General features: G+C 35.0%; 16 protein-coding genes. 6 read left to right on the top strand and 10 right to left on the bottom strand.

Translation table 11 applies throughout. From position 1 onward, the window contains the following. The first annotated feature begins 28 nt into the window (after positions 1–28). From argS to ACP7AQ_RS12340, 5 genes are all read left to right on the top strand, one after another. The gene (gene argS, locus ACP7AQ_RS12360; protein ID WP_426095657.1) at positions 29–1807 is read left to right on the top strand and encodes an arginine--tRNA ligase; all 1779 of its coding nucleotides are present in this window, start codon (positions 29–31) and stop codon (positions 1805–1807) included. 70 nt (positions 1808–1877) lie between these two features. Continuing rightward, positions 1878–2348, top strand: a complete 471-nt coding sequence (locus tag ACP7AQ_RS12355; protein ID WP_426095656.1) for a hypothetical protein — start codon at positions 1878–1880, stop codon at positions 2346–2348. A 128-nt stretch (positions 2349–2476) separates the two neighbouring features. After that, a complete protein-coding gene (gene ffh / locus ACP7AQ_RS12350) occupies positions 2477–3826 on the top strand; it encodes a signal recognition particle protein (RefSeq protein WP_426092241.1) in 1350 nt (449 codons plus the stop codon). Positions 3827–3904: 78 nt separating this feature from the next. After that, positions 3905–4786, top strand: a complete 882-nt coding sequence (locus tag ACP7AQ_RS12345; RefSeq protein WP_426064902.1) for a bifunctional 5,10-methylenetetrahydrofolate dehydrogenase/5,10-methenyltetrahydrofolate cyclohydrolase — start codon at positions 3905–3907, stop codon at positions 4784–4786. Between the two features lie 224 nt (positions 4787–5010). After that, positions 5011–5937, top strand: coding sequence for a magnesium transporter CorA family protein (locus ACP7AQ_RS12340; protein WP_426064900.1), 927 nt, complete (start codon positions 5011–5013; stop codon positions 5935–5937). A 382-nt stretch (positions 5938–6319) separates the two neighbouring features. On the opposite strand, the gene ACP7AQ_RS12335 is transcribed toward ACP7AQ_RS12340, so the two are convergent. From ACP7AQ_RS12335 to ACP7AQ_RS12310, 6 genes are all read right to left on the bottom strand, one after another. After that, positions 6320–7153, bottom strand: coding sequence for a GIN domain-containing protein (locus ACP7AQ_RS12335; RefSeq protein WP_426095655.1), 834 nt, complete (start codon positions 7151–7153; stop codon positions 6320–6322). A 118-nt stretch (positions 7154–7271) separates the two neighbouring features. Continuing rightward, positions 7272–9545 (bottom strand): M1 family metallopeptidase, encoded by a 2274-nt coding sequence (locus tag ACP7AQ_RS12330; RefSeq protein ID WP_426095654.1) that lies wholly within the window; start codon positions 9543–9545, stop codon positions 7272–7274. A 193-nt stretch (positions 9546–9738) separates the two neighbouring features. Then, positions 9739–10479 carry a head GIN domain-containing protein gene (locus ACP7AQ_RS12325; RefSeq protein WP_426095653.1) on the bottom strand — a complete coding sequence of 247 codons (741 nt, stop codon included), beginning with the start codon at positions 10477–10479 and terminating at the stop codon, positions 9739–9741. 2 nt (positions 10480–10481) lie between these two features. Further along, positions 10482–12215 (bottom strand): PspC domain-containing protein, encoded by a 1734-nt coding sequence (locus ACP7AQ_RS12320; RefSeq protein WP_426095652.1) that lies wholly within the window; start codon positions 12213–12215, stop codon positions 10482–10484. A 2-nt stretch (positions 12216–12217) separates the two neighbouring features. Further along, entirely contained in the window at positions 12218–12550 is a 333-nt protein-coding gene (locus ACP7AQ_RS12315; protein WP_091205948.1) for a PadR family transcriptional regulator, read from the bottom strand. 275 nt (positions 12551–12825) lie between these two features. After that, the gene (locus ACP7AQ_RS12310; protein ID WP_426095651.1) at positions 12826–13281 is read right to left on the bottom strand and encodes a DUF4870 domain-containing protein; all 456 of its coding nucleotides are present in this window, start codon (positions 13279–13281) and stop codon (positions 12826–12828) included. A gap of 278 nt (positions 13282–13559) precedes the next feature. Between ACP7AQ_RS12310 and ACP7AQ_RS12305 the strand changes: the two genes are divergently transcribed. Continuing rightward, positions 13560–14012, top strand: a complete 453-nt coding sequence (locus ACP7AQ_RS12305; protein ID WP_426092247.1) for a DUF4442 domain-containing protein — start codon at positions 13560–13562, stop codon at positions 14010–14012. Positions 14013–14100: 88 nt separating this feature from the next. Here the strand turns inward: ACP7AQ_RS12305 and ACP7AQ_RS12300 are convergent, their stop codons facing one another. The 4 genes from ACP7AQ_RS12300 to ACP7AQ_RS12285 form a co-directional block, all read right to left on the bottom strand. Continuing rightward, positions 14101–14334, bottom strand: a complete 234-nt coding sequence (locus ACP7AQ_RS12300) for a hypothetical protein (RefSeq protein WP_426095650.1) — start codon at positions 14332–14334, stop codon at positions 14101–14103. Between the two features lie 133 nt (positions 14335–14467). Beyond that, the gene (locus ACP7AQ_RS12295) at positions 14468–19588 is read right to left on the bottom strand and encodes a choice-of-anchor D domain-containing protein (RefSeq protein ID WP_426095649.1); all 5121 of its coding nucleotides are present in this window, start codon (positions 19586–19588) and stop codon (positions 14468–14470) included. A gap of 368 nt (positions 19589–19956) precedes the next feature. Then, positions 19957–20046 (bottom strand): T9SS type A sorting domain-containing protein, encoded by a 90-nt coding sequence (locus ACP7AQ_RS12290; protein ID WP_426095757.1) that lies wholly within the window; start codon positions 20044–20046, stop codon positions 19957–19959. Positions 20047–20298: 252 nt separating this feature from the next. Continuing rightward, entirely contained in the window at positions 20299–20574 is a 276-nt protein-coding gene (locus tag ACP7AQ_RS12285) for a hypothetical protein (RefSeq protein WP_426095648.1), read from the bottom strand. Positions 20575–21834: the final 1260 nt, after the last annotated feature.

The raw sequence follows: 21834 nt of genomic DNA, 5'->3' as shown, positions 1-21834 counted from the left end.
ATTATCTTTGCACTTTTAAATTTACATCATGACATTACAACAGATTCTTACGCCCTCCATTAAAAAAGCTGTAAAAGCTTTATTTGACGTTACTATTGATAAAGCTGAATTTCAAACTACACGCAAGGAATTTGAAGGGGATATAACGATGGTTATTTTTCCATTGTTGAAAGTAGTGAAAAGCAATCCAGTGGAATTAGGGAATAAAATAGGAGCCTATCTTGTTGAAAATTTAGTTGAGGTAAATCGGTTCAATGTAGTTTCCGGATTTTTAAATATTGTTATTTCAGATGATTATTATTTAGATTTTTTTGGAGAAATAAAAGATGATGTTAAATTTGGTTTTGTAACGCCTTCGGAAGATGATAAAGCGGTTATGGTAGAGTATTCCTCACCAAATACGAACAAACCCTTGCATTTAGGTCACGTGCGTAACAACCTTTTGGGATATTCAGTTGCGGAAATCATCAAAGCTTCCGGTAAAAAAGTGTATAAAACTCAAATCATTAATGATAGAGGAATCCATATCTGCAAATCAATGTTGGCTTGGCAAAAATTCGGAAACGGACAAACTCCAGAATCAACAGGTTTAAAAGGGGATAAATTAGTTGGGAATTATTATGTTGCTTTTGATAAAGCGTACAAAGAAGAAATAGCGCAATTAATGAGCGCCGGCAAAACGGAAGAAGAAGCTAAAAAACAAGCGCCAATCATTTTGGAAGCTCAGGAAATGTTACTAAAATGGGAAGCTGGAGATGAACAAGTAATCACCCTTTGGAAAACCATGAATCAATGGGTCTATGATGGTTTTGCCAAAACCTATGAAAATCTTGGTGTTGATTTCGATTGTTTTTATTATGAAAGCAATACGTATTTGTTAGGAAAAGATGTCGTTCAAATTGGTTTGGACAGAGGCGTTTTCGAAAAAGATCCTGACGGTTCCGTTTGGATTGATTTAACAGACGAAGGTTTAGACCGTAAAATTGTATTGCGTTCAGATGGTACCGCGGTATATATGACACAAGATATTGGCACTGCCATTCAGCGTGTAAAAGATTATCCGGATGTAGGCGGAATGGTGTATACCGTAGGAAATGAGCAGGATTATCACTTTAAAGTGTTGTTTTTAATTCTGAAAAAACTAGGTTTTGACTGGTCTAAAAATCTATTTCATTTGTCTTACGGAATGGTTGATTTACCTTCGGGGAAAATGAAAAGCCGTGAAGGAACGGTTGTCGATGCCGATGATTTAATGCAGGAAATGACAGATACAGCACAAAAAATTGCAGAAGATTTAGGAAAATTAGATTCCTATTCTGCTGATGAAAAAGCAAAATTATACTACACGATTGGTTTAGGGGCTTTAAAATATTATATTTTAAAAGTAGATCCAAAAAAACGAATCCTATTCAATCCGGAAGAATCGGTAGATTTTGCAGGAAATACTGGACCGTTTATTCAATATACATACGCCAGAATTCAATCGATTATTCGTAAAGCAAATTTTGATTTTTCGAATAAATCAAAAATGACAACGCTTCATGAAAAAGAAAAAGAATTGGTGAAACAATTAGAGTTATTCCCTGACGTTATTCAAAATGCTGCACAGCATCACAGTCCTGCTTTGCTTGCTAATTATACCTATGATTTAGTTCGGGAATACAATTCATTCTATCAGGCGGTTCCTATTCTCGGTGAAGAGGATTTAGAAAAGAAAATTTTTAGAGTTCAATTGTCTAAAAAAGTTGCCGATACTATTGCTGCTTCATTTAAATTGTTGGGAATTAATGTTCCGGAAAGAATGTAATTTTTTTGGCTTATTTTTTGTGAAAACAATGTTTTTTTAATACATTTAGTATCAAATAAACACTTTAGTCATGAAAAAACTGTTTTTATATCCACTTTTGTTTGGTGTTTTTTTGCTAAATGTAGCCGGAACCTGCTGTGCTGACGATCCCGAAATAGTGTCTAATGCAAAAAATGATTTGGTAAAAGTAAATGGTATACTAAGTGAAGGCACTTGGAAAGTGAGCTATTTTATTGATAAAAATAGTAATCTGACAAGTGAATATTCAGGATATAATTTCACTTTTGGAACGAATGAAATTTTGACTAGTAACGATGCTGCCAATACGTTTTCTGGGAAGTGGTCTGTCGTAAAATCAAACGGTATCAATAATAATCCAAACAATGATTTGGATTTTGTTATTTCATTTTCAAGTTCTGAAACATTAATGAAGTTATCGGAGCATTGGGATGTCACTGAAATTGAAGAAACTAAGGTTCGGATGAAAAGTAAATCGAGCAATGTGGATGGAATCAATTATTTGACTTTCAAAAAAAAATAAATTTATGGTGTTTCACGATTTCGTAAAACTTTAAAAGCAGTCTTAAAAAAGACTGTTTTTTTTATAATATTATGAATACAACTTCAAAATCAAATGCTTAAATTTGCATTTCAAAATAAATCAATACTATGTTCGATAATTTAAGCGATAAACTAGATAAAGCCTTTCATATACTTAAAGGTCACGGAAAAATCACCGAAATAAATGTAGCCGAAACGCTCAAAGAGGTGCGGAGAGCTTTACTTGACGCGGATGTTAACTTTAAGATTGCCAAAGATTTTACCGCCAAGGTAAAAGAAAAAGCGATTGGTCAGGATGTATTAACGACACTTCAACCAGGACAATTATTGGTGAAGTTAGTAAAAGATGAATTGACAGAATTAATGGGTGGTGATGTTGCCGGAATTAATCTTTCGGGAAATCCATCGGTTATTTTGATGGCAGGATTGCAAGGATCAGGGAAAACTACTTTCTCAGGAAAATTGGCCAATTATCTTTTAACAAAGAAAAATAAAAAACCATTATTAGTAGCGTGTGACATTTACCGTCCTGCGGCAATTCAACAATTATATGTTGTTGGAGATTCAATAGGAGTTGAGGTTTATTCAGAGCCAGAAAATAAAAACCCTGTTGAAATTGCTCAAAATGCAATCAAACATGCGAAAGCGAACGGATTCAATGTAGTGATTGTCGATACAGCTGGTCGTTTAGCAGTCGATGAGGAAATGATGAACGAAATAGAACGCGTTCATAAAGCCATTCAGCCGCAAGAAACATTATTTGTTGTGGATGCAATGACAGGTCAAGATGCTGTAAATACAGCAAAAGCCTTCAATGAAAGATTAAATTTTGATGGGGTTATCTTAACCAAATTAGATGGAGATACTCGTGGTGGAGCTGCAATTTCGATTAAATCGGTTGTTAATAAACCCATAAAATTTGTAGGTACAGGGGAAAAGATGGATGCGATTGATGTGTTCTATCCAATTCGTATGGCTGAAAGGATTTTGGGAATGGGAGACGTTGTGACTTTGGTAGAAAGAGCTCAGGAGCAATTTGACGAAGAAGAAGCAAGAAAAATCCAAAAGAAAATTGCTAAAAACGAATTCGGTTTTGATGATTTCCTTTCTCAAATTCAACAGGTAAAAAAAATGGGTAATATGAAAGATTTGGTTGGAATGATACCAGGTGCATCAAAAGCCATGAAAGATGTTGAGATAGAAGATGATGCTTTTAAACATATTGAAGCGATAATCCATTCGATGACGCCAATTGAAAGAAGCAAGCCGGCGTTAATCGATGTAAAAAGGAAAACCAGAATTGCAAAAGGTTCCGGAACTAAAATCGAACAAGTGAATCAGTTGATGAAGCAGTTTGACCAAATGAGCAAGATGATGAAAATGATGCAGGGACCAGGAGGAAAAAACCTGATGAAAATGATGGGCGGCATGAAAGGCGGAATGCCAGGAATGAAATAAAAATGAGTCAAAAGCCGAAAGTCTTAAAATTGTAATGATTTTAAGACTTTCGGCTTTAATGCATAAAACTAAATAACAATGCAACTACTAGACGGAAAAAAAACAGCGGAAGATATTAAGAGTGAAATCGCTGCAGAAGTACAAAAAATGAAAGACAATGGGGAGAAAGTTCCTCATTTAGCAGCGCTGATTGTTGGAAATGATGGAGCGAGTTTAACCTATGTGGGCAGTAAAGTAAAAGCTTGCGAAAGAGTAGGTTTTGAATCTACCTTAGTGAAAATGCCAAGTACAACTACTGAAGTTGAATTGCTAAAAAAGATAAAGGAATTAAATGAGAATGAAGCTATTGATGGATTTATTGTTCAGTTGCCGCTTCCCGAGCAAATTGACGAGCGGAAAGTTTTGATGGCGGTTGATCCAAGCAAAGATGTGGATGGATTTCATCCTGAAAATTTTGGAAAAATGGCGTTAGACATGACTACTTTTATTCCTGCAACTCCTTTCGGAATTTTAGAATTATTAGAAAGGTACGGAGTAGAAACAAAAGGAAAACATACTGTAGTAATTGGTCGCAGCCATATAGTGGGAAGACCAATGAGTATTTTGATGGGAAGAAAAGGATTTCCTGGAAATTCAACGGTAACTCTAACGCACAGTTACACTAAAAATATTGAAGAAATAACCATTCAGGCGGATATCATCATTACGGCTCTGGGTGTTCCTAATTACCTAAAAGCGAACATGGTGAAAGAAGGAGTTGTTGTAATTGATGTGGGTATTACTCGTGTTCCTGATGAAACTAATGAAAAAGGATATGTAATCACCGGTGATGTTGATTTTGAACAAGTAAGTAAAAAATCATCTTTTATTACTCCAGTTCCGGGTGGAGTAGGACCAATGACAATTGCAATGTTGTTGAAAAATACACTTTTAGCAAGAGAAATGAAAAGAAACAAATAGAGAAAATAGTTTTGATTAAAAGCCTTAAACACACGTTTAAGGCTTTTTTTATCTTAAAAAACGCTTAAATTTATCATGATTGATGCTAAAACGGAATTTAAAGAATACTTTTGCATCACTTAAAAATGACCTTTAAAATGGACGATTATTATTCGGAAATATTAAACTAATACAGCTCTTGCACTGTTTTCAAGACGCTGTAAATAAACCTATAGAATTTTGAAATGAGAGCTTTTTACAAAAATAATAACGGGTTAATTGCCATTCCTGAATGGATTCCTAACTGTTGGATAAATATTGAATGCCCTACCGAAGCAGAAAAAAAATATTTACTCGACGAATTACAAATTCCTGAAGCATTTTATAATGACATTGAAGATATTGACGAAAGACCAAGGATAGAAATTGAAAATGGTTGGACTTTAATTATCATGCGAATTCCTGTAAAGAGCAACGATGTGAAGTTGCCTTTTCATACGATTCCTGTCGGGGTTGTCTTTAAGGAAGAAGTTTGCATCACCATCAGTTTCCATCAAACGGAAATGATTACTGACTTTGTAACCTACACGAAACGCAAAAATATCAACATAAAAGATAACTTCGATTTAGTGCTGAAGTTATTGCTGTCGTCCAGTGTTTGGTTTTTGAAATACTTAAAGCAAGTCAATCAAAAAATAAAATTAGCCGAGGACAATTTAGAGAAGTCAATAAAGAATGAAGAATTACAAGCGTTGCTTCAAATAGAAAAATGTTTGGTATTCTTTATGACATCGTTGAAGGGGAATGATATTTTGTTACACCGAATTAAGAATATAAAATCCCAAAAAGAGCATTTTGATTTGGATCTGCTGGAAGATGTGGAAATTGAATTGCGTCAGGCGCAAGAAACTACGAATATTTACAGCGATATCTTAACGGGGACTATGGATGCTTATGCTTCTGTGATTTCTAACAATATGAATACGATTATGAAGCAAATGACTTCGATTTCGATAATTCTTATGATTCCAACATTGATTGCAAGTTTGTACGGAATGAACGTTCCCAATGATTTACAAGACAATCGCTATGGAATCTGGATTGTCATTTCTGGATCCGTTTTGTTATCTGCTTTTGGTGTGTTTTTGTTCAAAAGAAAAAGATGGTTTTGATTTTTTGATTACCATATACAATCTTATTTTTTTCATTTTTGATTGAATAGTTTCATAATCTAAAGCTTTAGACAAAAAGAGTTCGGCCTGCATCCGACTATTTTCCTTCTCTCTTGAAATTTCAATGTATTGTCAATCTCATTTCTTTTGGACATAATAATTGCTGCGCCTTTCATCATTGCAATTTAGTGCAGATAAAAATGTAGGCTCTGCCCCTTTATTTACAGCGATATTGTAATCCGTGATTGTATTTCCCTAATTCACAAAACTGCAAAAAAGAATCGTTCCCTAAAAATACCAAACCATTTGATTGAACTTTTAAATAATCAAAAATAGTTTTTCTTCCCCTCCTTTAAAGGGGTCGCGGGAGAGAGAGGATTCTCTATTTCAACTTTTTTATCAATTTAGCTTCATCAGCAAATTTTCGTATTTCAATTTTTGGGGAACCCAGCAGTTGGATTTCTGATTTATCAGCCGCATCAATAATCACGGCTGTTTCAGTAAATAGACTGCAGTTGGAATAACTTTCGGTCGTTACATCCGCATTTTTTGTAGTCAACTTGTTGCCAGTAAATGAGGCATTGTTGTCCAGTCGAAGCATAGTATTTACAGCGTTTCCTTCAAGAGTAGCACCTGATTTTTGGTACATATCCACTTTCAAATCGGTAGTGTTAACTAAGGCTTTCAGCGATGCATTTTTACTTAATTCGATTATCGTATTTTCTGATTTTAAATTGAGTTCTATTTTTGATTTATCGTCTGCCTGAAGTAAGAAATCCTTGGTGTTAACGTTCAAAAATAATTTGGAAACATCATGGGCTTTTAAAGTAATGGTTTTCAATAAAAGTTCCTGTATCGCATTGACGGTCGATTCATCTTTTGAAGTAATCAGATTCAAATCAGTGGTATACGTCACTCGGACTATCATTTTTTTATAGTTTGTGGCTTGCTTTGTAGTATAAACTCGCAATATTTTATCACTTAAATCTAAAGAAATAATGTCATGTAAGTTTTCGTCGGCCTCGATTTTTAATTCTGTTTTTTCCCCTCTTTCCAGATGAACTTCGAGATTGTCTTCGACTATTAATGCTTCAAAATTACCAACTTGTCTTTGTTCCACAGTCACCGTTTTTGATCCTTTTATTTTTTCCTTATTTTGTGCCAGTGTCAATGTGGTTGATAAAAGGAGCAGGAGTATAACCGTATATTTTTTCATAGTCATTTGGATTAGAGTCTACACAAATATAAAAAAATCATCCGCTTGTGATGGATGATTTTTTGATTTTAGTAAAATGATTTTTTTTATGGACAACTTCTTTCTTAGCGCATTTTCTTTATGCCTTGGTAAACAAGAATTCCTGACCCTCCATTTTTAAGGTAAATTCTGTTTTATTCTCTTTAAACTGAATTTCAATCCCTCCTTCCTGATCAGCACCAAACGTATCTTTACCAATAGAGTCAAAATGAATGGATGTTTCGCCTTCTGGAGTTACTACAAGTATTCCATTATCTTCGCTAAAAGCTAATTTTACTGAAATCTGTTTACTTACAAAATCACCCAAATATTCATCTAAAATAACTGCTTTTTCCAGCTCACTTTTCTCTGAACTCCACACGTTATTTGTTGTATTTGTATCAGGTAAAGCTTGATCTGGATCTAAAGTAATGGTGTCAATCTCTTCAGTAGAAGCATGTTTAAATGACCAGGATGTATTGCGTTGCCATATTTCTACCGGTAGTTGCACACGACTAATAGTTCCGCTTTTGGTTTTAATTTCTAATACGACAGGCATAGCCATTTTTTCCAGATTTTCGATGTAAATAAGCGCTCCCAATTTAGGATCATTTTTTAAATACTTTATCTTAGAAATGCCTTGGTCTAAACTCCAATTGTTTACAAACCATGATCTCCAAAACCAGTTTAAATCTTCTCCGGAAACATTCTCCATAGTTCTGAAAAAATCATCTGGCGTTGGATGTTTAAAAGCCCAACGTTCGGTATAAACTCTAAAGGCTTTATCAAAACGTTCTTTGCCTAGCACCTGATCACGCAACATAACTAATCCTGAGGACGGTTTTTCGTAAGCGAGTAATCCCATATTATGTTCTTTCATCCCGTCTGGAGCGGTCATAATAGGTTCTAATTTCGGATTGGTTAACATATCTGCCATTCTTTGCATATCTGAAGGTCGTCTGGGTTTATATTCTCCCTTATTGAAATCTTCGGCACTCAATGAGTTGATGAAAGTATTAAATCCTTCGTCCATCCAGGCAAATAAACGTTCGTTAGAGCCCACAATCATGGGGAACCATCCATGTCCAAATTCATGATCCGTAACTCTCCATAACTCTTTGCCTTTTGATTGCCAATCACAAAACACAATTGCGGGATATTCCATTCCGCCTTCGTTTCCTGCTACATTAGTTGCTGTGGGATAAGGATATTCAAACCATCGTTTAGAATAATTTTCAACCGATGATTTTGTGTATTCTGTTGAACGACTCCAAGCATCTTGACCACCGCTTTCAACAGGGTAGGCTGAAATGGCTAATGATTTTTTACCACTTGGCAAATTAATTTTTGCGGCATCAATAATAAATGCTGCCGAAGATGCCCAAGAAACATCGCGAGCATTTTTTATTTTAAAATGCCAATTTAAAGTAGATTCTCCAATAGGTCTTGAAGCAATATTTGTTACTTCTTCCGCCGAACGAATTGTCACTGTTTTGTCGCTTTGAGAAGCAGTTGCCCATCGTTTTTGCTGTTCAGCAGAATATACCTCAGATGCATTCATTAATTCACCGGAGCTAACTACGATATGATTTGCAGGAGCTGTTATGGTTACATCAAAGTCACCAAATTCCAGATAAAACTCGCCAGCGCCTAAATAAGGTAAGGTATTCCAACCTTTGACATCGTCATAAACACACATTCTAGGGTACCATTGTGCCATTGTAAATATCTTGCCGTTTTTGGTTTCTAAAACCCCCATTCGGTCTGATCCGTAATCTGGAGAAATAAATGAAAAGTCAATTTTAAGTTTAATACTTCCTCCATTTGGATTCACATCCTGAGGAAGGAATACTTGCATTCGTGTATCGATTATTTCATATTTGGCTTCCGTCTCGACAGTCTTTCCATTTTTCCCAGAAACTATTTTGATCGATTTTATTTTGTGACCGCCGTCAAAAACTTGTCCTTTATCTCCATTACGACTACCAGTTATTGGAATTACGGTTTTTCCGCGAGAATTGTTTTTAAATAAATTCTGATCGACATTCATCCATAAAAAAGAAATTTTATCTGGACTGTTGTTAGTGTAGGTTAAAATTTCCGAGCCGATAACTTCATTGTTTTTATCGTTTAATGTGGCTGATAATTTATAATCGGCTTTGTTTTGCCAGTACTTTGGACCGGGCTGTCCACTGGCGGAGCGGGAATCGGTACCGTTTTTAGCGTAAAAATTAGGGCCAAAAGTATCGTGATAATTGTATTTTGATACGGCCTTGCTCGATAGGGTAGTAGCTGGATTCTGTTGCGCCTGTAGCGTCGTAGCTCCAAAAAATAATGCGGCAAAGGATGCAGCCTTCAAGAGATTGTTTTTCATGATTTTATTGATTTTGATTGATGATTGGTAAAAGTGCTGTATTGTTTTTTTAGGAAGTGACATTAATTTATAAAATGCCCACTTGTTTTAAATTTTACTGTAAATAAAGAGTTGATTAGGTCTTTTTGATTAACTAAAGCGAAAAAAACACCCATGATTGGTGGATGTTTATTTTTAAAATTTGAATTTTTTTTTACTGTCTGCTAATACTGCCTCCAGAACTGGTATTCTTCTGAATTGATTTTGGTTGTATATCGTAATTAATATCCCCTCCGCTGGATGCTTTTGCAGTTAAGCTGACTATAGGATGAACACTTATGGAAGCTCCACTGGAAACATCGGCACTAACTTCATTTGCAAATAATTTATCAGCGTTGATTTCGCTACCACTTGATGCAGTCGTTTTCATCTGTAATGCTTTCCCATTAATCGTGATGCTACTTCCGCTACTGGTGTCACAAGTAATATTGTCAGATTCAATACTCACATCGATGGAGGCGGCACTAGAAGTATTTAATCGGATGTTTTCCCCTTTCAGTGTATTCTTACTCGTTATCGTTGCACTACTTGTGGCCTCTAGCTCATCAATAATTGGCATTTTTACAGTAACTTTTTTAGATCCTATATTAGAAAAATAATTTTTATTACAAGAAATAATAAGGGTTCCATTTTCTACTGTGGTGGTAATGTGTTTTTGTAAATTATCATCAGCTTCAACCACTATTTCCGTTTTATCTGATTGCTCAATAACCAGGTCTATGCCGTTGTTGACTTCTATGCTTTTAAAATCACCTTCAACATTTCGTCTCTCGGTGGTTACATTTCCACTTCCTTCTATTGAATTCAATTTGATGGTGTGGTTGCACGAAGCGAGTAACAAAGCACTGAATACAACCAGAATGAATTTTGTAATTAATGTGATGATTTTTAACATGACTAATTCGTTTTAATGATTATACCGTCTTTATTTATTTTCAATCCTTTATTGTTATTGTTTGATTTTATAGTATCATTTTCTATTGAAACTCCGTCGTTGTTAATGGTAACTGTCACATCTGTACTGTCGTTTTCAGTATCACTGTCCACATCATTGTACTCGTTTTCATTTGCAGGACAATTTAAACATTTTATTTGAGAATTCTCAACTTTGTAAATGTAATTACCTGAACTGTAGTGCAAATTAAAATATTCGTCATCTGATCTATCATAATTTTGTATTGAAGTATCTGGTTTTAATAGTGTTCCTTCTGGTAAGTATAATGTTATTTCTATTTCTTGATCTCTGTATTTATTTTTTAAATCAGTAAGTAAATAGTTGTCTAAAATCAATTGATTGCCAATTATTTTATAACCGTATTTAATTTGTTCGGCTCTTTGTTTTGCTTCTGATAATGATTTTCCTCTTGCCTCTTTTTCAATCTGAAGATAAGGCAGTTTTTCATCTGTTTTTTCGATTTTGATACTTACTTCATTCGAATAAATAATATCAGTTCCGGTAGAATCTTGTGTTACCATGAAATCATTACGGTCTTCCACATTTTTAGCAAAATAATCATTGTGTTTGAATTTGATGTAAAGCGTATCATTCGGATTCAAATTGATAGTTTCTTTCTTAACCACTCGTCCATCAACTGCAAACGCACTGGCTTGTTTTATTCCAATTGATATTGCTAATGCAACTGCGATTAACCAAAGAGCCAGCAAGGTGTATTTAGCAATGTTCCCTATTGATTTCATATTAGGGGCTAAAAGTTTAAAACCTAATAATGCTAGAAAAAAGAACGGAATTCCAACGGTAAAGAACATTAAAAGTCCAAAGGCCCATATTGGATAATCTGTAAAATTCCCCGCTTCTATAAAACCTTGCCATGGGAAATCAATAAATGCACCTGAACCTAGGGTAAAAATTCCAATTAAAAGAAAAAATAATACAGTTACTCCTCCAAGTATTAAAAGTACTCCTAAGAACTTTGCGAAAATCTTGAAAACAGTCATGATGAAATCACCAAAAGAGCTTCCTATTTTCCCGGCACTTGTTTTTATTTGATTGCCGTATTTGTCATAATCGACATTTTTTATTTTATCAGAAACATTTTCAAATTCCTCACGCACTTTTTTTTCAATGTTGGAAATCGTAACAGGTTCTCCTGTCATTTCCAGTTTCTCTGTAGTAGTGAGAGCCTCTGGAGTCACAATCCAAAGAATTATATACGCCAGGATTCCAGTTCCAAATCCAGCAAAAACCAATAAAATGAGTACGATTCTGATCCAAACGGCGTCAATACCAAAATAATGTCCCAATCCTGAAGCAACTCCGCCAATCATTCCTTTTTCTTTATCACGATATAATTTTTTTGTAGCTCTCGTTGCGGTGCTGTTATAGGTATTTGTTCCTTTCAATTCATCTTCAATGATATAATCTTCCGGTTGACCCATAACGGCAATCACTTCGTCTACATCGTTTAAACCGATAACATATTTATCCGTTTTTTGCTTTTCGTTCAATAATTCCGAAACACGCATCTCAATATCTTTGATGATTTCATCGTGTCCGGATGAATTGGATAAAGAACGTTTTATCGCGTCAAAATAGCGTGTCAATTTTTGGTATGCATCTTCATCGATGTGAAAAAACATTCCGCCTAGGTTTATATTTACAGTTTTGTTCATGACTATTGTTTTTGGTTGGTTATTAGGTTTACGGCATCGGATAATTCAGTCCAGGTACCATTTAATTCGTTTAAAAAAGTTTGTCCAATTTCTGTCAGACCGTAATATTTTCTTGGCGGTCCTGAAGTGGATTCTTCCCAACGGTAGTTGAGCAATCCATCGTTTTTTAGTCGTGTTAATAACGGATATATGGTTCCTTCCACCACTAATAATTTTGCATTTTTCAAAGTGTCCAATATTTCCGATGTGTAGGCATCTTTTTCTTTTAAAACAGATAGGATGCAAAACTCGAGAACACCTTTTCGCATTTGAGCTTTCGTGTTTTCAATGTTCATAATTTCTTTTTTTTGATTTTGTGTTGATTAAACCGTTCATTTTTTGATTGTTTTGCCAGTTCGCCTTTCTGGCTCGGATGATGATTTGTCATTGTGAGGAACGAAGCAATCTCCTATTGCCTGATACTCTTTTAATTTTTTTGGAGCTAATTCCTGCTTTCCATTTCAATCTTTTATATTTTTAAAGAAAAAATATAAAAGGATTTCCATTGCAATCAGGGCTAGTTTGTTCGCTTTATGTATTACGTTTTTTCTCTTTTAATCTGATTGCTTCCTTATTTAATGAACGGAATCGTTATTGGATATTTGTATCGTTCTCCGTTTGATGTTTTGATCGAGGCATAAATAATTAAAAAGAATTCAGCCACTTTCAAAAGTCCGAAAATCAAAACGCAAATTAATCCAACCGTTAATAGTGCAATGTTGTCTTCGAAGTTGAAATTCGAAAGTGTAATGTCATTATGATGTACCAATGATTGGAAAGAAACATTTTCGAAAGCTGAAATAAGAAACGAAGGAATCGCAATCATAATCAGCACTAAGGAGTAGAGTAATAAACTCAATTGAAAATTCAGAACTTGTTTTCCGTGATGATCTACAAATTCGGATTCCTCTTTTTTGGTACTCCAAAGAATTATTGGAAAAATATAATTTCCAAAAGGAATGAAATATTGAGTAAGTGAACTCAAATGTGTAAATGTTGCGATGTTTTTTTCAGTAGTTGTTTCCATTTTTTTTGATTTTGATGATGATTAAAACTTTCAGCGCAATTACTAAATATGTTACCTAGTAATTTCTTATGCAAATATATATCTAAAAGACAGTATCTTGTTTCACATAGTACCTAAAATTAACATAAAATTAACAAAACAATTTTATATGTACGCATACTATTTTTTTGTATTTTAGCAAAAAAACCACTGATTATGAACCCGCCAGGATTTAAAAACCCAATAATAAGAAGCAATGGCGGTATTATATTTCTTTAAAAAATAAACAGTAACTACTTATGAAACTTACCGCGTCAAAACTTAATAAATTTCTATTGTTCAAATTACCGTCGGCATTTATTTGTGGTGTACGTGTAAAAACCATTGATGAGAACCAATGTGTGGTGTCTGTAAAACACCGTTGGATCAACCAAAATCCATTTAACTCGATGTATTTTGCAGTACAAGCCATGGCGGCTGAACTTTCTACAGGAGCTTTGGTAATGTTTCAAATTCAAAAAAGCGGCAGGAAAATCTCAATGTTGGTAGCCAATAATAAAGGTAATTTTACGAAAAAAGCGACTGGCAGAATTACTTTTACTTGTAATGATGGGCATTTGATAGAAAAAGCAATTCAAGAAACCATAACCACTGGAGTAGGACAAACTTTCTGGATGAAATCCATAGGAACCGATGAAAAAGGAATTCAGGTATCAGAAATGGATTTTGAATGGAGTGTCAGGGTAAAATAAAAACGGATTCCCTCACGAAATATACCAATAAAAAACGCCTCTAAATTTTAGAGGCGTTTTCTGTTAGATAAAATAAGAATCTTTTAGATTAACATTTTTTTCCACTTGCTTTAGCCATTGTGGCATCGCATTTTTTCCCTTCAGCTTTGCATTTTGTTTTGCATTTTTCAAGTTCTGCTGCAGTCATATCTTTTGACTTTGAGTCTTTTTTTGTACAACAGGATTCTTTTTTCGTTTGATCTTTAGTTACAGTTTTGACTTCCTGTGCACTACCATTTAGGATAAGGAATGCTATTGCTACAAATGTTACTATTTTTTTCATTATCTAAATTTTAAAATCGGTTTCTATTTTACATCGAATATCAATTCAAATATAAATAATAATTCAAATTAATCGATACGATTTACATTAATATGTATTTAATTGTATTTGATTTTTTCGCAGAAAAAACGAATTAATTAATAATTATCTTTTTGCTGAGAACTCCTGTTGACGTTTTAAGTAGTGCAATGTACACTCCTGAACTTATTTTTTTTATAGGAAGCTGGATGTTTTCCTGACCTTGATTTTCAATCTCCCAATTGGCAACGGCCTGTCCAAGAATATTGAATAAGGTGACATCTTGAACTGTTGTATCCAGTAATTTATTATTGATTACGAGCGTATTTTTGTTTTGTGAATGCAGAATTACAATATCATTTGTACTACTGATTTCTTCATTTGTAGCAAGGGTTTTATCTTTAAAACGCAATGAAAATCGGTTGTGGAATTCCCCTTTAGGAATATTGATTTCAAAAGTTTTATTCCTGATGTTATGGTACATTTTTGTTTCGTCATCATACACAAAAATAGGTTGGTTGGTTTCAAAATTTTCTGCATCATCAATCATGAATTTTATGGTTCCTTCTATGTCGCTTTTTACCCCAATAGGGAAGGAGGATTCCATATCAAAATAGCCTTCTCCCTGAATTACCAGTTGATCGGCTCCGTTTAAAAAATACATATCGTTAGGGAAATTATCCAGAATATATCCGTCATAACCGTAATCAATTGCGCTGGTTGCTTTCTCCTGCATGAACGCTAACAATACTTGACGATGGAAATTATTAGTAGAATTGAATCCCAAACGAATTCTTTTTAACGTGTCTTTTTGTATTGGATCATTGGTATTTGTATCCCATGCGTTTTCAGCTTTGGCTTTAGCTTTGATTTTAAAAAGGGTGTTGGAAGTGGAGTCAATTTCCCTCTGAAACGCCCGTTGTCCATTATTAAAAATTACTGTTCCGCCACCGCCTGTTTTTCCATAGACAAAAAATCCTTGTCCCACTGGAATATGTTGCTTTGGAATTTTATTACTCAACCCAACACCACTGATCAAGTCTGGCACTACAGGTGGTAAACCGCCTGACAAATTGAGTACGGCGTAGCCACCTAAGTAATCTTTTAATACATGTGTATTATTATTGGAGGAATGTTCCCAAAAATAAATGGTTCCATCTAAACCAACGTCTTGAACTCGGTCTACTGAATTCAGATTGTCGTTTATAAAAGCATACGCATTTAGGGCGGATGGATAAGGATTTCCGGTTAGCAACAATTGTTCGGCACTGACGGTATTGGTCAATATCGTTCCATTATTCGGTTTTCCTACAAAGGTGTAATTTTGTGTACCCGAGGCCGAGCCGCTTCCTTTTAAGGTGAACCCTTGACCTACACGTAACGGGCTGGTTTCATTTATTTGAATCCAATTTGCGTAAGCACTGGCATTATTATCAAATTTATAAAGCCAATAACGCGCCATGCTAACTGGATTTGTTGGTGCTCCGTTGTATCCACTAACCCAAGTGATACTTGCTGGGCTTGCAGGATTAGTCCCATCTCTAAATACCCCATTTACAGTATAATTAGTATTGTTGGCTACGGTATTGATAGGACTTACCGGTGCACTCCAATAATTGTAGTTGTAAAAGTTGGATTGCCCTTGTTGATCTCTTTCGATAAAACCTGTACTGGCCACGTCTAAGGTACTCTCCGTTGTTTGCACCAATTGTGACATTCCGGTTAAGTCGATTGTTCCGTCTAATTTTAGATACCAGTCATTTTGTATCTTGGTATTGTTATTCATAACAATTTTTTTTTCGGTAGCTACCAGCATTCCTAAATCAATGTTGTTGGCCGTTTCGGTGATATCATGTTGAACCTTTACGATGGACCAGTCATTCTCCATAATGTCATTTCCTCGAATTTCTTTGGAAGGGCTATTGACTGCTGTTGCAAAACTTCCAGTTCGTTCCGTTAAAAAAGGTAATGGAGCTTGTTGAAGATAAATATTTTTATGATTGTAGATTTTTGTTCCACTAATATCAATTGTAGGAGTTGTCAAATCATCAATAATATCATCTTTATAATTGTCCATTCTGTAATATCGAAGTACGTTTGCAAAAGGCAGGGAAGCAGGAGTAGAGGCAATGTTTTTAGGCACGATCGTTCCTCTAATTTGTGAACTATTATCCTCAATTTCCTGATACACCATTCTTTGTAAATGTGGATCCGTCAGCGCAATATTGAATACACGTACTTCATCTATTTTTCCTTTAAAATAATTTGTGTTTGCAACTGGATTTTTTCCTAAAGTGAGAACTGATGGATCAGCAGCGATACTTCCTGACGCAGCTTGGGTTGCTACCAAAGCGCCATTGAGATAAAGTTTCAAATTATTTCCGTCATAAATCGTGGCTACATTGTACCATTGAGAAACATTCAGCGCTGTAATAAAAGTCGCTGTTGTCCCATTAACTATTGCTTCCAGTTTTTTGGCAGCAGTAACGCGAATTTGAAATTTATCCTGACCCACAACAACACCATCTGTTGAAAAAGCAGGATTCAAATTGATCCATGCCATTAAAGAAGCATTGGTTAAACCACCAAGAATAGAAGTACTTTGTCCGTAATCGTTTCGACCATCAAAATCAAGAAATAATTTGGTACGCAAATCCCTAGGAGAACCAAAATATGCGGTATTGGTATCAAAAGCATCCATAATTCCGTCTTTATCAATATCAGTAGCACCGTCAATAATACCATTACTGTTACTGTCCAAAATTTTGTAATCATAGATTAACAACGTATTTGAGATATCAAATATAAGTCCGTTAGATTTTACATCAATATAATTCGGAATTCCATCACCATCAGTATCCAAAAGATAATTCAGAAAAGGAGCAACTGTACTTCCTTGTCCCAAATTCCCGTATTGATTAACTCCGGTACCGTAATCGTAAATGTCTAGTATTCCATCGCCAAAAAGTTCCGAAGTTCCGTTGCCGTCAGTGTCTTTGCTCCTAAAAGTTTCCGTATCTAATCCGTCTCCTGTCGCGTCTCCGTTGATATCCCCATCACCATTAACAAAGCTTGCAGCTGCACTAGTATTTCCTGCACCGGATTCATCCACATCAAAAACACTATCATTATCACTGTCTAAATCCAAGTAATTTGGAATGCTGTCTCCATCCGAATCAAGTGCTACTAATGCCGCGCTTGGCTCGGCATTGTCATGCAATCCATTTCCGTTTGAATCGGCCCAAGCCACAGCAATCTTACCTTTACCATCGCTTAAATTTCCTAAACCCACTTCAATAATGTCTTCGATTCCATCATTATCGGCATCCAAATCAAACATATCCGCAACGCCATCATTGTCTAAATCACATAAGGTTTGTGAGATAAGTATATCATCCAAAGCGAGATCATTACCGCCACCCCCGGGAGCATTATTTTTGAATCGGATGATAAAAGCATTGATGTTTCCCAGATTAACGCTAGTGGTGAATTGTTGCCAGACTCCTTGAGAACAGCTATTGTCTAAAGTATTAGAGGAACATCTCCCAATGTCTCCAGTATTGAAAGAAGCTAGCGGATTATTGGACAAATCAAAAAATTCAACGGTTATATTGGGCAAAATTGAATTAGGGTACGTAGATGATGCCATGATATTTAATGCCCAAAAACTGTAGGTTATGGGCAGATTTGACAATATGCCTGTAATTGTAGTTTCATAAAACACACCCGGTTCAAAACTGGCATTAAATACTGCCATTCTTCCATTAATATCTCCTGTGGTATGATCTTCTCCATTGTACCAAGCTAAATCGCCATGAATATTTTCAGGATCGCTCGCTACGGTTCCCGTGATTTTGGAAACCACTGTGTATTCTCCATCATCTAATATTTTGCTTGTTTGAAAAGGACATGTTGCTGTATTAGAACCAACTATTCCGTCCTCATAACAATAGGTTGTTGTTGCATTATAGGCTGCAGTAAAGTCTGAAGTTCTACCGCCTGTTCCAAAGGTTTCATTAAGAAACTTATAATCTACTTTACGTCCCTTTGAACTATTGCAATTTATTTCCTCGGTAGCGTCCATAATACCGTCATTATCATCATCAATGTCAAAATTGTCGTAAACGCCATCTCCATCGCTGTCAAAAAAAGTTTGGATTCCCACTCCTTTAATCGCAAAATTGTATGGATTTTCATCAGAGTCATTGTTTATAATTGAAATTGTGGCAGTTTTTGTTCCTACAGTTTCAGGGTCAAAAGTAACAGAAAATGTAGCACTTGCTCCTCCAGCAATTGAAGTACTAGGGCTTGCGGTAAGTGTAAAATTAGCAGCATTAGTTCCAGAAATAGTTATGGAACCAATAGATAGGGCAAGATTCCCCGTATTTTGAATGGTGTATTTTTTTGTGATAGTTCCCGTACTGGTTTCCATTGACCCAAAATCTGTCCAATCTGTGGGACTCGGAGTGACGTCATCGTCAGTTATAGCTATAGTATTTCCAAGAATGTTTATTTCTTGAGGCGCCACCCAAGTAACAACTATTTTTCCATCAGCTCCAGAGCCGCCTGTTCTGTTAACTGATGATGTACGAAACGCACCACCACCGCCACCGCCAGGAATAATTCCCGGTAATCCATTATTACTGGTATTTGTGCCTGAGCCACCATTTCCTCCATTCAAAGGAGCTGTTGCTCCGGTTTGATTTGTAGCAGTAGTACCATTAGAAGCTGTCCCTGCTGATGAACCACCGCCTCCGCTAAATGTTCCACCACTACCTGCAGCACCGCTACCGCCATTAAAGCTTATATCGCCTATACAACCTGAAGTTAATCCTCCAATTGCTCCAGTTGTTGTATTATCTGCTACACTATTACCCCCTTTTGCTCGTAAAAGAATAGTTGGGACTAGTGAAGAAAATGAAGAATCGCCACCAGATGTATTTGATGTGCTTCCAGTACCTACAATATAAGTGTATTGTTCTCCTGGTATAACGGTTACTGTTTTTTTAGCATAAGCACCGCCACCGCCGCCGCCGCTAACTCCATTTGATGTTCTTGTACCTCCACTTCCCCCTCCTCCCCAAGCTTCAACTTTTAAGCTGGTAACACCTGTGGGAACTGTAAAAGTTCCAGAAGTGCTGTATGTTTGTGTTGTTTGGGAATAACCGTAAATTATAATAAATAGCAGATTGATTGTAAAAAACAGCTTTTTATTTATTGGAGTAGTTTTCTTCATAATTCAATCACAGTATTTAATTAATTATGGTTTAATTTTTCGTTGTAAAATGTTAAGCGCCGTAACACAAATATTTTCGAAAACTAAATTTAAATTAATCATTTGAAATAATCGGTTTAAATACAGATAAAGTCGATGAAATACATAAATAATAAAAAAATGTAAGTTTATTTTTAAGTTAATATAAAAGTCATTTTACTGTTACGTAATATTTATTTAAAGAATGAAACTACCATTTTTCAGATGATTTTATTTCTATTTTTTAATAACATTCCTGCTTTCGATTTGCTTGTATCAGGACTGTATTTTACAAAAAAAAATACTTCCCGATTAAAAGAAATCTTTTTGAAATTAAAGCGGAGTAAAAATTATTTTACGATAATTTTCTTGCTAATGTTTCCTTTAGACGTTTTGAGTTTCACAAAATACACAGCTGAAGTTTTGTTCTGAATAGGTATTTTAATGTTGGACTGCTCTTATTCCTTCACATCCCATGTAGAAATTAATTTTCCCTGAATGTTGTATAATGTAGCAGTTAACACGTTGTTATTATTGGCACTATTTTTAATATTTAACACATTATTTGAACGTAGAAAGAATACGGTAGTAGCGTTATCAGACATTTGATCTTTTGTAGCAAGACTTTTATCGGTGAAACGTAATGAGAAGTGCTCGTTGAAGGTTCCTTGCGGAAGTTCTATTTCGTAGACTTACTCTTTGATCCTACTGTAGGTATTAGTTTCATTGTCACGAATAAAAATATTGTGACTTTCGTCAAAATTTTCCAAACCATCCAAAACAAAAGATATTCTTCCTGTTGTGTTAGATTGAACACCAATAGCGTAGGAGGTTTCTATATCAAAATAAACTTCACCTTGTATTGTTAGCTCATTTTCCCCGTTCAACAAATGCATATCACTTGGAGAATCATCGATATTACAGGCATCGGAACCATCATTCATCTCATTATTTTCTTTTTCATCCATAAAAGCTGAAAGTACTTGTCCGAGAAAATTTTGATTGTAAAAATTGAAGCGTAAACGTACTCCATCGTATGTGTCATATGCTATTTTAGCATCACTATTATTAGTTCAATGATTTAAATCTTTAACTTTTGAATAAATTCTATACACAGTCTGCGATAAGCTGATATTATCCTCTTTAATAAACTCTCGTTGCCTATTATAAAAAGTTACAGTTCCAGCAGATTCAATTTTTCCAATCACAAAGAATCCTTGTCCTACTGGATTATATCTTTTCGGAAGTAATTTTGAGGAAGATACAGAACCACTTATAAAATCAACTCCTGTAGCACTTGGTTTTAAAACTCCGACTTTATTGTAAACTTTACAGCCATCTTGGAAAACACCTAAATTGTGCGTATTATTGGTTGAGTAATGTTCCCAGAATAGATTGCTCCGCCTTTAGCTCCATTAGTAATTGATTTTTCTACAGAACCAATGTTATCATTAATAAATTTATTAGTGTCCAATGCTGATCAATACGGATTACCTAGCAATAATAACTGATCGGAACCAGCAATATTTGTATTGTTCCGTAATCTGGTTTTTCTGTAAAGGTGAGATTTTGTGTTCCTGAAGTTTCTGGCCCTTGAAAAGTAGATCCTTTATAATAACCAAAATTTCACCAGTCAAAGCCATACGTTTCGATTAGATTTTCATTTGTGCGTTACCGTTTATAAAAAAGAGGCCATTATCGATATCGATAATAGCCTCTTTTTTATAAACGGTCGGGCTATTCGCTTCAAGTCCTCGTCCCGCCAAAAAAAAGGCGAGCCTGTGGGCTTTTCGCTGCTATCCCTAACGCGAACTTTATTAAGCCAGCATTCTTAGTTATTTCGAGCAATATTATGTTACCTTATATATAGGAGTGAAAAAGTACTAGTACAATATAATGTATCGGACAAAACCCTTGGTTAGTTTAATTATGTGCTTAGATGATGTCACGAAAGTAACTTCTGGACGAGCAAAGTGTAGCGATAAGCTATAAATAGTGCAATAATGTTTGAATTCATTAATATTGTATAGATAGGAATGGAAAGTAAAAAGCGATCTGTCCGCAATGAAATATGGGATTTTGACAAGAAAAGGAGTTTAACGTGTATTAGATTGTAGATTTGTTTAAAAAACTTGTTCTTTCAAAAAACATGATATCAGTTAGTTAAAGATAAAGTTAAGAAAAGGTCAAAAAAAAGTGTTTAAAAAGCTTGAATAACCCAATAAAGG

The organism is Flavobacterium sp. DSR2-3-3, from assembly GCF_049896585.1.
Classification (GTDB): domain Bacteria; phylum Bacteroidota; class Bacteroidia; order Flavobacteriales; family Flavobacteriaceae; genus Flavobacterium.
This window is presented reverse-complemented; position numbering and strand designations above follow the sequence as displayed.

What these genes read in the sequence shown, in the direction of transcription:
- argS (WP_426095657.1), top strand. Translation starts at nt 29, where the DNA reads ATGACATTACAACAGATTCTTACGCCCTCCATTAAAAAAGCTGTAAAA.
- ACP7AQ_RS12355 (WP_426095656.1), top strand. Translation starts at nt 1,878, where the DNA reads ATGAAAAAACTGTTTTTATATCCACTTTTGTTTGGTGTTTTTTTGCTA.
- ffh (WP_426092241.1), top strand. Translation starts at nt 2,477, where the DNA reads ATGTTCGATAATTTAAGCGATAAACTAGATAAAGCCTTTCATATACTT.
- ACP7AQ_RS12345 (WP_426064902.1), top strand. Translation starts at nt 3,905, where the DNA reads ATGCAACTACTAGACGGAAAAAAAACAGCGGAAGATATTAAGAGTGAA.
- ACP7AQ_RS12340 (WP_426064900.1), top strand. Translation starts at nt 5,011, where the DNA reads ATGAGAGCTTTTTACAAAAATAATAACGGGTTAATTGCCATTCCTGAA.
- ACP7AQ_RS12335 (WP_426095655.1), bottom strand. Translation starts at nt 7,153, where the DNA reads ATGAAAAAATATACGGTTATACTCCTGCTCCTTTTATCAACCACATTG.
- ACP7AQ_RS12330 (WP_426095654.1), bottom strand. Translation starts at nt 9,545, where the DNA reads ATGAAAAACAATCTCTTGAAGGCTGCATCCTTTGCCGCATTATTTTTT.
- ACP7AQ_RS12325 (WP_426095653.1), bottom strand. Translation starts at nt 10,479, where the DNA reads ATGTTAAAAATCATCACATTAATTACAAAATTCATTCTGGTTGTATTC.
- ACP7AQ_RS12320 (WP_426095652.1), bottom strand. Translation starts at nt 12,215, where the DNA reads ATGAACAAAACTGTAAATATAAACCTAGGCGGAATGTTTTTTCACATC.
- ACP7AQ_RS12315 (WP_091205948.1), bottom strand. Translation starts at nt 12,550, where the DNA reads ATGAACATTGAAAACACGAAAGCTCAAATGCGAAAAGGTGTTCTCGAG.
- ACP7AQ_RS12310 (WP_426095651.1), bottom strand. Translation starts at nt 13,281, where the DNA reads ATGGAAACAACTACTGAAAAAAACATCGCAACATTTACACATTTGAGT.
- ACP7AQ_RS12305 (WP_426092247.1), top strand. Translation starts at nt 13,560, where the DNA reads ATGAAACTTACCGCGTCAAAACTTAATAAATTTCTATTGTTCAAATTA.
- ACP7AQ_RS12300 (WP_426095650.1), bottom strand. Translation starts at nt 14,334, where the DNA reads ATGAAAAAAATAGTAACATTTGTAGCAATAGCATTCCTTATCCTAAAT.
- ACP7AQ_RS12295 (WP_426095649.1), bottom strand. Translation starts at nt 19,588, where the DNA reads ATGAAGAAAACTACTCCAATAAATAAAAAGCTGTTTTTTACAATCAAT.
- ACP7AQ_RS12285 (WP_426095648.1), bottom strand. Translation starts at nt 20,574, where the DNA reads ATGGATGAAAAAGAAAATAATGAGATGAATGATGGTTCCGATGCCTGT.